This window comes from Nostoc sp. C117 (genome assembly GCF_043099735.1).
In the GTDB taxonomy this organism is placed as follows: Bacteria; Cyanobacteriota; Cyanobacteriia; order Cyanobacteriales; family Nostocaceae; genus Nostoc.
Genome location: NZ_CP170991.1, coordinates 2,105,677 through 2,119,838, shown reverse-complemented (window position 1 = coordinate 2,119,838; position 14,162 = coordinate 2,105,677). Strand labels below are relative to the sequence as shown.

Below are 14,162 nucleotides of genomic sequence, written 5' to 3'. Positions count from 1 at the left end.
TGCTATATTCAAAACCGGAAAATTCAAAAATAAATCTATATAGTTAGAAGGCTAGCTTTCCACACTGAGTTAAGCATTGGTCAAATCGGTAATTATCAAATTAAAAATATTTTTTAACACCTAATATCTAAAATTGTAAGTAGCATAGATGTAGCTCTACCCAAGCATCGTCCACTATTAAATAAATGTGAATGCTCAACTTGTAGCTCTTTCAGCAGATAGCAGGTACTTTTTATACAGCGAAAAAGCGGATTTTTTAGGTATTTTCTTAAGATAGTTTACTTTTAATTAAATCTTTTTACTTTCAAGTACACAATTCGGGAATATCTCAAAAATGTGGCAGAAGATCTGATATCTCAAATCAGCCAGGAGAGAGTGTTGTGATTGATGAGGTGAAAACACCTAAACCAAAAAATTACCTGGTTGCTGTTGGAAAAATGACTTTATTGGTCAGTTATGCCATTACAGGCTTTTACCAATTGCATCTCAAAGCTTTTAAAGACAAACAAAGTCGAGAATTTAAAAAAAATTAATCATAATTAAGTATGAATCTTAACAAAAATGAAAAAAATGTAATTTTAATAGTTGACGATCTTCCTAATAATTTAAAAATATTGTTCGATTTTTTAGAGGATTATGGCTTTAAAGTTTTAGTAGCTGAAGATGGAGAAAGTGCAATTGAAATAGCAGAAAATGCGTCACCCGATCTGATTTTATTGGATATATTATTGCCAGGAATCGACGGGTTTGAAACTTGCAAACTTTTGAACAGCAATCCAGCAACTCAAGATATTCCCGTAATATTTATAACTGCCCTTATCGATAAACTGGATATAGTTAAAGGCTTGAATGTTGGAGCAGTAGATTACATTACCAAACCCCTGGAACATCAAGAAGTTTTAGCTAGGGTGAATACCCATTTACGCTTACGAAACCTGACAAAAAAACTTACCGAGCAAAATGAACGGTTGGAGATAGAAATCTTTGAACGCCAGCAAGTAGAGGAAAAATTACGAAATCATTCAGCGGCATTAGGCGAATGGAAAAATCGTTATCAAGCACTAATTCAGGCAAGTGGTCAGATTCTCTACGACTGGAACCTAGATACAAATGATATTCAATATGGTGGAAATGTAGAACAAATATTAGGTTATTCTATGCCTGAGATTTTGGGAGGTTTTAACCGTTGGCTAGAATTGGTTCATCCTGAGGATAGAAACTTCTTTAACGAAGAGATTAACCGAGTTTTATCCACAAAAGAGCGATTCCACCTAGAATTTCGCGTATCTCACAAAGATGGCACTTATATTACAGTTGAGAATAACGGGTATATCTTTTTAGATTCTACAGGCAAAGTTGCTCGGATGGCGGGCTTTGTGATTGATATTAGCGATCGCCAGGCTGCATTGCGCGATCGCTTACAGGCAGAACAGAAAATTCGCGAGCAAGCTGCTTTACTTGACATCACTACAGACGCGATTCTCGTTCAAGACTTGGGTAACGAAATTCAATTTTGGAATAAAGGATCTGAACGTCTCTATGGTTGGATGGCTGAAGAAGTGCTGGGAAAAAATGCGAATCAGCTTTTGTATCAAAAACAAAACTTGCGCCAACTAAAAAATATCCAGAAAACTTTAGGTGAGAATGGTTTGTGGCAAGGTGAGTTACGTCAAGTCACAAAACAAGGACAAGAGATTATTGTTGCTAGCCGCTGGACACTCGTAAATCACGATCGAGATCAAGCTAAATCAATCCTCATTGTCAACTCTGACATTACAGAAAAAAAACAACTCGAAGCCCAATTTCTCCGCGCACAGCGCATGGAAAGTCTTGGCACACTAGCAAGTGGTATCGCCCACGATCTCAACAATGCACTGACACCAATGATGATGACAGTGCAACTCCTAGAGGCAAAACTTCCTGATGAAAAAAGTCAGCAATGGCTAGCAATTATGGAAACAAATGTTAAGCGTGCAGCAGATTTAGTTAAACAAGTTTTGTGGTTTTCACGCGGTTCTGTAGGTAACTTTAAAACATTACAGGTGCGGGATTTAATTTCGGAAATAGAAAATATTATTAAACAAACATTTTCCAGAGCTATTGAAATCCATATCGATATTCCAACACAAAACCTGTGGAATATATTTGGTGATATTACTCAGCTGCACCAAGTGCTGATGAACCTGTGTATTAATGCTCGTGATGCCATGCCTCATGGCGGTATTCTGAGAATTTCTGCCAAAAATTTCTGGGTTGATAGTCATTATGCTCGGATGAATATTGATGCTAAAATGGGTTCTTATGTAATGATCGCCGTTTCTGATACAGGTACAGGAATTTCGAGAGAAATAGTAGATAGAATTTTTGAACCATTTTTCACAACAAAAGAACTAGGTAAAGGTACAGGGCTTGGTCTTTCAACAGTACTTGGCATCATCAAAAGCCATAGCGGTTTCATAAATGTAGTTACTGAAGTGGGAAAAGGCACAGAATTTCAAATTTGCTTGCCTGTCACTCAGGCAATGGAGACAGATAGTAAATTACTACAGGAGCGCAAATTACCCCCAGGAAATGGAGAATTAATTCTGGTTGTTGATGACGAAGATTCAATTCGAGAGATTACTAAAACCTGGCTAGAACAAAATGGCTACAAAGTTGTAGTAGCTAATGATGGTATGGATGCGATCGCACTATATACCAAATATGAACAAGAAATTAGTGTGGTGTTGATTGATATGATGATGCCAGGCATGGATGGCCTAACCACTATCACTATTTTAAAAAAAATTAATCCAGACATCAAAATTATTGGTGTTAGTGGATTAGCTTCTAACCATAAAATGCTTAAAATGCTTGGCAACGGTGTTAAAAGTTTTTTGTCTAAGCCTTATACATCAGGTGATTTGTTAATAAATTTACAGATGGTGATTGCTACAAAGTAGAATTGGTCAATTGTCATTTATCTTTTGCCCAATGCCCAAGCAAAATAGTGATAATATGTTGTCATGGCTGCTCTAATCCTTGCTATTGATGAATAAATTACTGGATGAAACGCTGTCAATCAAAGTTGCGGAACATATAAAAAGCAGAGCTAGCACCCCTTTTGATAATGCTTACAAAGCAGCATTGTCCACTGAAGGAGCAAAATATGTTCAAGGATTTTTAACTTTTGCTGGAAAGCCATACAGACCAATTGAACACAGTTGGATTGAGGTCGGTGATACTTCCAGCAATGATTCTCTTATACGTATTATCGATCCTACGTTCCCGCACCTGAAAAAAAAACCTCAAGAACTTTGGTATTTTGCTGCACAAAAACTGACAGTAAAAAAACTTAAAGCCATCATCGAGGAATCAAAAGAAGACTATCCAGAAGACGATCCTTTACCCATCTATGGTGATGCACCTTATGAATATTACGGTGACGTGATGTTAGGTGGTAAAGAGTATTTAGTAGCATATGAAGCAGCAGAAGCGAAATGTAGAGAAATCAACGAACTCAACCCTGAGAGAAACTAAAAAAGTCAATTAAATAATTTGTAATTAGCGATGTTCAACCAAGAAACTATCCAATTTTGTAGGGTAGGTATCTTGCTATTGGTTTCAAGTTAATAAAAATATAGTCTTGTCAATTAGTTAAAACTCAATTACCTTCACCTTTTGCCTCCTTCAATTGTCAGTACCTTGTTCAATAATGAAATATTTTTCAACCAGTTTTTGGAATTACTTGGTTAGGCTATTCATGAAACTAAATTATTAAGAAATAGTAGAATTATTGATTATTATTATACTTAATCGTCTTCAAAAGAGTGTCAGTCTATAGTTATAAAAGCTAACTAAAGACTAGCATCATGTCAAAAAAGTGTTGCTAATCACTAATCATAAGTAACTTTTCCATCACTTTACCCTCTCCATAGTAAATGGTTCACCCGATTGGGTGAATGCGATCGCTAGCTCAGGAACTACTCTGAAAGAAGATGGAGTTTAGATTCTAGGAGCATAATCGCTAACAGAATCTAAACTCCTGAATTGGCTATTCTAGCTTTTAATTATAGATCCATAAATTCTTTATAAAGGCTCAAAGAGTGGATGAAATCGTTGTAAAATCGCTGTATACACCAGATTGTCCGCAAGAGGCTATCAATCTGCTCTCAAAAATTGCTGTCAATTTACCAGGAATGGTTTTTCAAGTTCTGCAACAGCAGAATGGTTCTGTATTTGTCCTTTATGTGAGTTCTGGTTGTGAATATTTGTATGAATTAGAACCAGAAGTTATACAAGCAGACTTCCAGGTGCTATACAAATTGATTCATCCACAGGATATCAAAACCTTTACAGAATCTATAGCCTTTTGTCGCAAGACTTTTACACCTTGGCATTGGGAAGGTCGAATCGTTACACCTAGTGGCAAACTGAAATGGATTCAAGGTAGTTCTCAACCAGAAGTACAAACCAATGGTGATTGGCTTTGGAATGGCTTGATCATAGATATTACAAACCAAAAACAAGCCCAAGAAAAATTACAAGAGAGCGAAGCGCGGTATAAAGCAATTTTGTGTGCCATTCCCGATTTGATGTTTCGCATCAGCCGCGATGGTGAGTATCTCGATTTGAAAAGTGAGGGAGCAAATATCACGCTTTCGAGAGAAGAAATAGTTGGCAAAAACTTGCAAGAATTATTACCAAGTGACGTTGCAGCGATTAGCCAAGAAGCGATCGCTAAAACTTTAGATTCTGGAAACTTGCAAACTTGCGAATATCAGCTACCGACATCTCTGGGAGTAAGAGATTATGAAGCGCGGTTGGTGGTAAGTGGTTCAGATGAGATACTCGCAATTGTTCGGGATATCACAGAACGCAAGCAAGCAGAAATCGCTTTACAAAATCTTGCCCAAAAATTTGCTAAAGCTTTTAGTTGCAGTCCCGATTCTATTACTATTAGTACGCTCGAAGAAGGACGCTTCATAGAAGTTAACGACAGTTTTGTAAAACTTTCAGGTTATGAGCGAGATGAAGCGATTGGGAAAACTTCTTTTGAGTTAAATCTTTGGGTAAATGACGGCGATCGCCTAAAGTTAATAGAGGAATTGCAAGCTACAGGAGTTATCCGTAACTTGGAAGTAGAATTTCGCCAAAAATCAGGTAAATTAATGACAACGCTACTTTCAGCCGAAGTCATTGATTTGGATGGTATTCCTTCCCTACTAGCAGTTCACCACGATATTACAGAACGCAAGCAGGTAGAAGCAAAATTACGCTTATCAGCACAACGCGATCGCTTGTTAGCAGAAACCCTAGTGCGAATTCGCTCTTCGCTAAATTTGGAGGAAGTTCTCCAAACCACAGTGACAGAAGTCAGGCAATTTCTGCAAGCAGATCGGGTTTTTATTACTCTAAATAATGCCAACTTGGGAGTTAGAACTCTTGCTGAATCAGGAGATCCTCAATATCCATCAGTCTCTGGTTGGTCTACTAATGATGAAGATTATTTACAAGAATTAAGAAACTTACTAAAAGATAATGTTGTACGTGTGGTTGAAGATATAAGCCAAATGCCACTATCTTCCAAAGTAACAGTACACTGTCAAAAATTTCAAACCAGAGCTAGTTTAGCTGTACCAATTATGCTAGGGAAAGAATTATTTGGTGCCTTAATTGCCAATCAATGCTCAGGGACGCGTCATTGGCAGCCAATAGAAATTGATTTGCTACAGCAAATGTCAGAACAAGTAGCGATCGCCATTCACCAAAGCCAGATTTATCAAGAACTAGCAGAACTCAACACTAATTTAGAACAGCAAGTACAAGAACGTACAGCACAGTTGCAGCAAAAAATCCAGGAAGTTGAAGAATTACATCGCATCAAAGATGTAGTTTTGCACACAGTTGCCCACGATTTACGAACTTCTGTCATGGGTAATTTGATGGTCTTAAAAAATTTGTTAAATCAGGGAGTAGGGAGTAGGGAAGCAGGGGAGCAGAGGGTCAGGGGGGAAATTGTCGCCAGTCTTTCGCCTCTTTCTCATGGCTCATACCCCATACCCCATACTCAATCCCCAATAACTATATCTCGTTCAATAATTGAGCGGATGATTCAAGGTAACGAGCGCCAATTGGCGATGATTAACTCATTACTAGAAATTAATTCCTGTGAAAAAGAGGGTCTGGAAATTAAACCCAAACTTGTGCAATTTTCCACGCTACTCGGAGGAATTTTCGCTCAGTTAGAACCGATGCTGATGGAAAACCAAGCAACTTTGAAAAACTTGGTTCCCGCAAATTTACCTTTAGTCATGGCAGATGAGACTCGATTGCAAAAAGTTTTGGCTCATTTAGTCACATATAACTTGCAAAATAATCCACCAGGATTAAACTTTACTTTGAGTGCCACCGTTGAGGCCGGCATGATTCGCACTCAAATTCAAGATGACGGTGTACCTATGAGCAAAGTAGATGGCGATCGCCTTTTCGATCTCCATGTCCGCGATCCCCAAGATTGTTGTTCTACAAGCATTGGTTTAAAAATGTATCTTTGTCGGCAAGTGATGAAGGCACATGGCGGCGAAATTGGTGTTCTGACTAACCGCAAGCGCGGCTTAACTTTCTGGTTTACATTACCTTTGGCAACTTCATCCACAACAAAGTACCCATAAATTACCAAAAAATGCGAAGGTATTATTTTGTGGCAATCTTGACGAACAAAAACACCTTCGATGGTACAGGCAAAGTTGCTCGGATACTAATGGCTAACCCATTTATAAAAGTGCAAAGGTGGTGGAGACAAACCTTTTCTGCACCCACAACAGATGAAATCACTATTCTTTACAAAGCTTGGCGCAACCAATTTTTGTGGCAGAGATTGCGTTTATGGTTATGGCTGGCGCTGTTCTGTCTATTATCTTTTACTTTGCGAGATATTTACGGCTTGTTCTTCCCTTTCCAAGAAATGGAGAAGCTGTCAGAAATACTTAGGCCGAAAAGCCTTGTAATTAATTTTGCAATGCTGCTGAATATACTTATATGCTTTGGCCTACATAAAACTAAGTTAGGCCGCCATCGTCCAGATTTATTATTTTTGGGTTCTTCTTGGTCAATTAGTCTAGCATCACAGTTGTTTGCAACCTTTAGAGGTTTTGCCTTACCCGATACCATTGGTTGGTCGCTGCTGTTCTTGAGCCAAGCTGTGTTAATGCCAGTCTCTTGGACTCTTCACTTGATGTCTCAAATAACTGTATTGATTTACTATTTTGCTATCAATACGCTACTTGGATTAAAAACACCAATCCCAGAACACCCAGAAATATATAATGTAACGTTTATTTTATATATTTTTTGGTTTTGTACAATATGTGATATAGGCGTTTATCTATACGATCGCCTACAACACTCTGAGTTTTTCACCCGTCAACAACTTGAATCTGCCTACCAAAAACTCAAGGTTGCAGAAGCTAAATATCGTACCATTTTTGAAAATGCCGTTGAAGGTATTTTTCAAAGTAGTCCCGATGGACGTTATATTACAGCAAATCCTGCTTTAGCAGGTATTTATGGTTACTCATCAGCAGAGGAGGTGACAGCAAATTTTACTGATATTGAACACCAATTGTATATCGATCCAAACCGCCGGGCAGAATTTGTACGCCTAATGGAAAAGTATGGCAGGGTTTCCGAGTTCGAGTCTCAAATTTATCGCCGAGACGGCAGTATTGTCTGGATTTCCGAAAAAGCCTATGCAGTGCGTGACGAACAGGGAAAACTTTTGTACTACGAAGGTTTGATTGAAGACATTACACAGCGAAAACAAACTGAAGAAGAACTACGAGTGTTTTTCCATGCAGTTTCCCACGATTTACGCAACCCAGTTCTGGGTACTGTGATGGTGCTAAAGAATTTGTTAAATCAGCAAGTAGGGGATAAGGTGACGGGGGAACACGGAGACACCGAGAATTCTTTCCCCGCGTCTTCTTTATCCTCAATTCCTGTCTCACGCTCAATTTTAGAGCGGATGATTCAAAGTAGCGATCGCCAACTTAACTTAATTAATTCCTTGATGGAAGCTCATATCAGTGAAATACAAGGTGTTGTTTTACAACTTGAAGCCGTACAATTACTGAGAATTGTGGAAGCAGCGATCGCAGATTTAGAGCCATTGCTAGAACAAAATCAAGCAACTCTGATCAATTTGGTGTCCGCAGATTTGCCATTAGTAAATGCAGATCCGACGCAATTATGGCGAGTTTTTTCTAATTTAATTGTCAATGCTCTGAAACACAATCCTCCTGGATTGCTTTTGACAATCAACGCTACTCCTAAAGACGACAAAATTTATTCTACTGTTAGTGATAACGGCGTCGGCATTAGTCAAAAACAAAGCGATCGGCTTTTTGAACTTTACTATCGGGGTAGTCACATCCGCAATTCTGTCGGTTTGGGATTAGGCTTGTATCTATGTAAGCAAATTGTCAATGCTCATGGCGGCGAAATTGGTGTTAATACCACTCCCCAAGCTGGGGCAACTTTTTGGTTTACATTACCTATACCAGAATTCAAAAGTCATAATTCAGAGTCTTGATGTTTGATTTTGAGACTGAGATTTTCCACCTGACTAAGTTGAAATTCGCTGTATTATTTAAAGTCGAGATCAACACTTATAATAATTAAGACTGTCATTAGTTGTATATATAAAGACAAATAACTAATGACTAATGACAAATAACAAAAGGAAAATTTTATGGTGAGGAGATTGAGAGTTAGTATGCTGCTCTTGGCAGTATTCGGAAATCTGGCATGTTCATTGAGCGCCAAGGCAGGTTACAATGGCAAACTCACCGTAGAAATTGATGGATTAAAGAATGAAGAAGGACAAGTTTGTGCGAGTTTATTTGCTAGTAGTCAAGGATTTCCTAGCCAACGCGATCGCGTTTTACAAAGCCAATGTATTAAAATTACTAATATTCCCTTACTGCTCACTTTTGATAACTTAAAAGCAGGGAATTATGCCGTTGCCATCATACACGATCAAAATAATGACCGTACTCTCAATACTAATATTCTTGGTATTCCCGTGGAAGGTTTTGGGTTTTCCAGCAACCCAGAAGTTAAAACAAGAGCGCCCAAATTTGGCGAAGCATCATTTTTAGTAGCAGGTCCGAATACTAATATCAAAATCAAATTGAAATATTTTTAGGTTGATTACGGATTACTTTGTGAATCTTCTGGAACATTCCGCTGTTCAGGCAAACCACGTATTTTATTCATATGACTTAAAGCATATCGGGCTGTTGCTTGCACTTCGGCATCTGGGTCTTCCAGCGCATGACACAATATCTGACTCATTTGACTCATCATGTCATAAACACGCGTCAAGTCCCGAATTGCATTTTGCCGCACTTGTGGATTTTCATCTTGCATAGAAATTGCCAAAGCACGATTCATCGGTTTGAGTGTGCGAGTGCTAATTTCCGCCAAAGCTGCCAAAATTAAGCTGCTTTCCTGAGAATCGGCATCAATCATCAAGTCAACCATTGGCTGAATTGCCCGCGAATCTCCTTGCTGACCCAAATTCCAAATAGCCTTGTGCCGCTTCTTTGGGTCAGTACTGCGTAAATCTTGAATTAATTCGTCAACGATGTTGAGTTTAACAAGACGGGAAGTTTTTTCTGGTAGCAATAGTTGTGTAGGAGGAGGGGGAGGGGGTGGTAGCTTAGTTATCTGTGGATTAGTTATATTCTCTGCTAAAGGTTCTGTCATCGGATCTTTTTTCACTTCACTCAAACTTTTAGTATTTGATATTTCGGACTTTTGCAATTGCTTGGCGTGACGAAACCACCTCAGTAGGTAAACAAGCACACCAAAACTTCCTAAAACTCCAACAGCAAATATTAACCACCACAGAAAACCTTTCTCACTTGGCTGGGGTTTTGCAGTTGGCTTGGAAGTGACCCTAGCAGAGGTAATAATTCTAGAAGTGACAATTGGAGAAGCAATCAAGCGATTTTTGTCTGCGAAGGCTGTTTGCAGTCTTATCTTAGTCGCTAGACCTGCAATGCCATCTATTTTTAAACCCTTTACTTTTTGAAATTTAGCTACAGCTATTTCGGTAGTAACGTTATATTTTCCATCAACTGCGCCATTGTAATATCCTAATTTCTTTAATTGGATTTGTAATCTCTGTACATCTGACCCTTGACTACCAGTAGTTAAAACAGGCGCACTAGCAGAAATCCTCGAATTAGCTTGTGCAAGTTCTAAGATTTCAGGTTTAGATGTAGCTGTGCTTGGGGTATTTGCGTAAAAACCCAGGCAAGAAAAACAGGTAAATACCAAGATTGAGGAACGGCATAGCCTCATATTGCAAGTTTCAGCCTAAACGTGCTTTTGAAGTCATCGATATTACAATACCTTCAAGATGTCCAAATGTTAACTCTTATTTGTTATTTGTTATGGCCATTAGGAGTGCTGTTAGCGGTAGCGGGGCGTTTAGCCCGTGCTGAGTTAGGAGTTAGTATTATCTCCTCTGCCCCTCTGCCCCCCATCTCCCCATCCCCTTGTCCCGCTTATGGGGTTGAATTTTTTGCTGATGCTTCTAAAGCTGGTTGCTGTATGTTAGCTATTTCGCCGACAGTAACTGTGTCATTTCTTGTTGCTAAAGCATCACGTTGGTTAATGAGATAAATACTGATTAAAGTCAGGAAAACACCAACCCACTGCAATGGGCTGAGGACTTCTGAAAGGAAGAGATTACCAAATAGTAAGGCAAAGATGGGTGTCAAGAAAGTCAGGGAACTCAAACTGGTGAGACTACCGCTAGAGGCAAAGTAGAAGAATAATCCGTAGGCGATCGCACTGCCAAATACAGTAGCATAACCCAAAGCTACTAAATCAGATGCTCCTAAATTCTGCCATTGCTGGGATTCGACAACTGATGAAACTCCCCATAGTGGCAATCCGCCCAAAATCATGTGCCATCCTGTAGCGGTTACTGGGTCAGCATGTCGGCACACAAACCGAATCAACACTGTTCCTACCGCCATTGATAGCGCTGCTACCAGCATCAACCACTCACCACTGGCAAACAAATCTTCCCAGCTACCAATTATGATATTTTCCCCTGAGTCGAGAAAATGCAAAATCCACTCATCAGGTAAGCCAATTAAACTAATACCTGTGACTCCCAAGCCTAATCCCAGCCATCCCCAAAAACCAATATGTTCTTGAAATAGCCACAAAGATAGCAAAGCCACAGCCAAAGGTTGCGAGTCAATCATTACAGACCCTAACCCCGCACTAGTTCTGACTAATCCCTCCGCCAAAAAGCCTTGAAACAGCGTCCCATCTACGAGGGCAAATAAGGCAATCCAGAGCCATGCAGCCCAACCTTTGGGTTGGGGTTTACCCATCAATGCTGCTGCAATCAGAATTAACATCCCCGCGGGTATCAGACGTACACCCGCCATAAATAGCGGTGTGGTGTGAGGAATCGCTCCTTTCATGGCTACCATTGCCGTCCCCCATAGGAAAAAGGGGGCAATTAACAAAAGAGGGGCGAAGGGAAGTCGAGATGCACTGAGTTTCAGTTGCATGGGTTTGCTGATGCCTTTGTTTAACAAGCGCAAAAATTACTTTACCCAATTTTACCGAATTATGTCGTTTTGTGAAGACGAAATACTCATTTGTACCTTAAAACACCTCTACTGCATGGTGTATGTCCTTCTCTTCAAGTATTCTTAAAGTTAAAAGTCTCAGTGTATACAGTGCAATCTTTTGTTTCTAGCTTAAGTTTCAGAAGCAATGTCTAGGTTGGGCAAAAAATTCAGCTACTCTACACTTTTATGGACGCAAATTAGGAGCTTTTTGAAAATCTTTGCGGTTGGGGGTTTCTAAAAAGCCACTCCCTGATAACGTTTTTTTGTCAAGTGCAGAAGATCCAGAGAGAAATTTTCTTTTTTCTTTATATTTACATATATTAAGAACAAGGATATCTAAGTTTCTCAAGCTTAGATATCCTAAAGCAACATAACCTAACAGTAATTAATAATTAAACTGTTAACTACATTCTAGTTGCTAATTTTGGTGATTTAAATACTTCTAAAGATGGTTTATCAATTCATCCTAAAGTAAGATGAAAAATTCTTGATTAATTTAAATAAAATTTTCAAAATATGTGCATGAATTAGTCTTTATTCATATTGGCGCATATCTATACGCTTATGCTTTATTAAACAGGTGAATTAACGCTGTGTAACGCACCTGTTTTTCAACTTTCTAGGAGAAATTAGCAAGGGTAGACTTTTCTAAAGTTGCTATAAGTTTTACGCCAAACTCTTCCTCAAAAACTCCTTTTTTGTAATCTAGACTCCAGAGTTCTAGGGCGCAGTCATCATCAGCTTGACTTGGGAAAAGCAGCAGATTACATTGTCTAAACTGGGGATAGTACTCACACTGCACTTGGGCGATCGCTCCAATTTGTCGCCTATCTAATGCGACTGCTAATCTTAGTATTGCACTCAATTGACTGACTATTTGTCGCTGCTCTTTAGTCAGCAAATTCTGATAATTCTCATGTTTTTTCTTGGGTGGTGATTTGCGATGATAACGGGCTAAATTGGCAATGATTTCAATCTCAGTTTCTGTATAACCGAGCAATTCCCCATTGCGAATTAGATAGTAGGAGTGCTTGTGATGAGACGAATGGCTGATATAATGACCGCAATTGTGTAGTATTGCTGCTGCCCACAGCAATTGTCGCTCGTCAGATCCCCAATGGTGTAGCGTGCCTTGGGTTTGGTCAAATAAACTCTCGGCAAATTTAGCCACGCGATCGCTATACTCTAAATTAATGTGATACTTGTTAGCAAGTTTTAGAACATTGCGTTCCCGAACAGAACTTTGATAGCGCAGTTTATCTTCAATTAAACCGTGGGAGAGCATCCAGTCTACAATTACGCCTTCTCTCAAAGAGCGCTCACAGACTGTCACCGATTCAGCACCCAAAAGAGTCATCGCTTCCTGTAAGATTACTGCACCAGCGAGTATCACTTCTGAGCGCTTTTCTGGCATTCCGGGTATGGTGGCCCTTTCTGCGTTAGTTAGTTTTCGCAAACGATTTACCAATTCTCGTAAGTCCTTGAGACTAAACTGGTAACCATTGAGAGTGGAAGGAATAACACCTGACTTTTCCCGTGCATGAATCATCGCCAGGGTTTCAATAGTGCCAGCCGTACCCACTAAACGGGGAGATTCTCCCAACTCCACGTTTGCTAGTACTTCTTCTACAGACCGTTCTAATGTTCCGCGTGCATAAGCTTGCAGATATTGAAACTCAGCGTTGCTAATGGGGTCAGTGGTAATTAACTCATTAGTAAGTCGCACAGCACCGATTTTGGTACTGGTAAGAGTACGGGGTTGGTGACTGTCCCCCAAAATTAATTCTGTGGAACCACCACCAATATCAACAATCATATGGGGTTGGTTGTTAAATTCCATCCCCGATAACACGCCAAGGTAGATTCGTCGCGCTTCTTCTTGACCGGAAATCAAGTTAACGCTTAAACCCAACTCCGTTTCTATGGTATGCAAAAATTCTTTCCCATTGGGGGCTTCGCGCACAGCACTAGTCGCCACAGCAATAATTGTCTCAGCATTGATAGTTTTGGCAACTTTTTGGAAGCGTCCTAAAGCAGCGATCGCCTTTTTAATTATCTCTGGTTTGAGTTCCCCAGTAGTTAAATTGCGATCGCCTAGTCTTACAGTTTCTTTTTCTCTATCAATAATGCTAAAAGCTGGTAGTGTGGCGTCAATCCTGACAACTACCATATGTAGAGAATTGGTTCCCAAATCAATGGCAGCAATAATCCGGTGTTGCTCAACTGGTTGAGTTGGAATGCTCTCGCAGCTAGCCGAAACTAAATTCTGCATCTAGTTTTCTCTCTATATTAAGAAGTGATGGCAAACGGTGGTATGTCGCGGTAGCTGGCACTGATATTTAGTGAGTGCTGAGTGCCCAGTAGTGAGTGAATTAAAAAATACTCCGCACTCGCAACTCACTTTGGTCGAGGGTAACTGAACTAAGTATATTCACCCTACTACTTCTAACCTAGTGACTATTTAAAAGTCTTTAAAGTTGCCACTTGGGTTATGTTTTTACAAATAACAAATAACGT

Annotated in this window: 9 protein-coding genes; 6 read left to right on the top strand and 3 right to left on the bottom strand. The window is 39.5% G+C overall.

Annotation, left to right across the window (positions count from 1 at the left end):
* Positions 1 to 380: 380 nt before the first annotated feature.
* From ACFG4S_RS09810 to ACFG4S_RS09785, 6 genes are all read left to right on the top strand, one after another.
* Entirely contained in the window at positions 381 to 533 is a 153-nt protein-coding gene (locus tag ACFG4S_RS09810; protein ID WP_392534607.1) for a hypothetical protein, read from the top strand.
* Between the two features lie 12 nt (positions 534 to 545).
* Positions 546 to 2,942 (top strand): response regulator, encoded by a 2,397-nt coding sequence (locus ACFG4S_RS09805; RefSeq protein ID WP_392534606.1) that lies wholly within the window; start codon positions 546 to 548, stop codon positions 2,940 to 2,942.
* Positions 2,943 to 3,030: 88 nt separating this feature from the next.
* The gene (locus tag ACFG4S_RS09800; protein ID WP_392534605.1) at positions 3,031 to 3,519 is read left to right on the top strand and encodes a hypothetical protein; all 489 of its coding nucleotides are present in this window, start codon (positions 3,031 to 3,033) and stop codon (positions 3,517 to 3,519) included.
* A 566-nt stretch (positions 3,520 to 4,085) separates the two neighbouring features.
* Positions 4,086 to 6,653 (top strand): PAS domain S-box protein, encoded by a 2,568-nt coding sequence (locus ACFG4S_RS09795; RefSeq protein WP_392534604.1) that lies wholly within the window; start codon positions 4,086 to 4,088, stop codon positions 6,651 to 6,653.
* Between the two features lie 89 nt (positions 6,654 to 6,742).
* Positions 6,743 to 8,572 (top strand): ATP-binding protein, encoded by a 1,830-nt coding sequence (locus ACFG4S_RS09790; protein WP_392535949.1) that lies wholly within the window; start codon positions 6,743 to 6,745, stop codon positions 8,570 to 8,572.
* Positions 8,573 to 8,731: 159 nt separating this feature from the next.
* The gene (locus ACFG4S_RS09785; RefSeq protein ID WP_392534603.1) at positions 8,732 to 9,187 is read left to right on the top strand and encodes a DUF2141 domain-containing protein; all 456 of its coding nucleotides are present in this window, start codon (positions 8,732 to 8,734) and stop codon (positions 9,185 to 9,187) included.
* A gap of 5 nt (positions 9,188 to 9,192) precedes the next feature.
* Here ACFG4S_RS09785 and ACFG4S_RS09780 read toward each other — a convergent pair whose 3' ends face one another.
* The 3 genes from ACFG4S_RS09780 to ACFG4S_RS09770 all read right to left on the bottom strand — a co-directional run bounded on the left by ACFG4S_RS09780 (position 9,193) and on the right by ACFG4S_RS09770 (position 13,917).
* On the bottom strand, positions 9,193 to 10,350 hold the full coding sequence (locus ACFG4S_RS09780; RefSeq protein WP_392534602.1) for a peptidoglycan-binding protein: 1,158 nt from the start codon (positions 10,348 to 10,350) through the stop codon (positions 9,193 to 9,195).
* Between the two features lie 206 nt (positions 10,351 to 10,556).
* Positions 10,557 to 11,582 carry a DMT family transporter gene (locus ACFG4S_RS09775; protein WP_392534601.1) on the bottom strand — a complete coding sequence of 342 codons (1,026 nt, stop codon included), beginning with the start codon at positions 11,580 to 11,582 and terminating at the stop codon, positions 10,557 to 10,559.
* A gap of 682 nt (positions 11,583 to 12,264) precedes the next feature.
* Complete coding sequence (locus tag ACFG4S_RS09770; protein ID WP_392534600.1) at positions 12,265 to 13,917, bottom strand: Ppx/GppA phosphatase family protein; 1,653 nt, start codon at positions 13,915 to 13,917, stop codon at positions 12,265 to 12,267.
* Positions 13,918 to 14,162 lie beyond the last annotated feature (245 nt).

Bases quoted from the DNA above. Each gene is read 5' to 3' on its own strand.
- ACFG4S_RS09785 (WP_392534603.1), top strand. From the start codon at position 8,732: ATGGTGAGGAGATTGAGAGTTAGTATGCTGCTCTTGGCAGTATTCGGA.
- ACFG4S_RS09780 (WP_392534602.1), bottom strand. From the start codon at position 10,350: ATGAGGCTATGCCGTTCCTCAATCTTGGTATTTACCTGTTTTTCTTGC.
- ACFG4S_RS09790 (WP_392535949.1), top strand. From the start codon at position 6,743: ATGGCTAACCCATTTATAAAAGTGCAAAGGTGGTGGAGACAAACCTTT.
- ACFG4S_RS09805 (WP_392534606.1), top strand. From the start codon at position 546: ATGAATCTTAACAAAAATGAAAAAAATGTAATTTTAATAGTTGACGAT.
- ACFG4S_RS09775 (WP_392534601.1), bottom strand. From the start codon at position 11,582: ATGCAACTGAAACTCAGTGCATCTCGACTTCCCTTCGCCCCTCTTTTG.
- ACFG4S_RS09800 (WP_392534605.1), top strand. From the start codon at position 3,031: ATGAATAAATTACTGGATGAAACGCTGTCAATCAAAGTTGCGGAACAT.
- ACFG4S_RS09770 (WP_392534600.1), bottom strand. From the start codon at position 13,917: ATGCAGAATTTAGTTTCGGCTAGCTGCGAGAGCATTCCAACTCAACCA.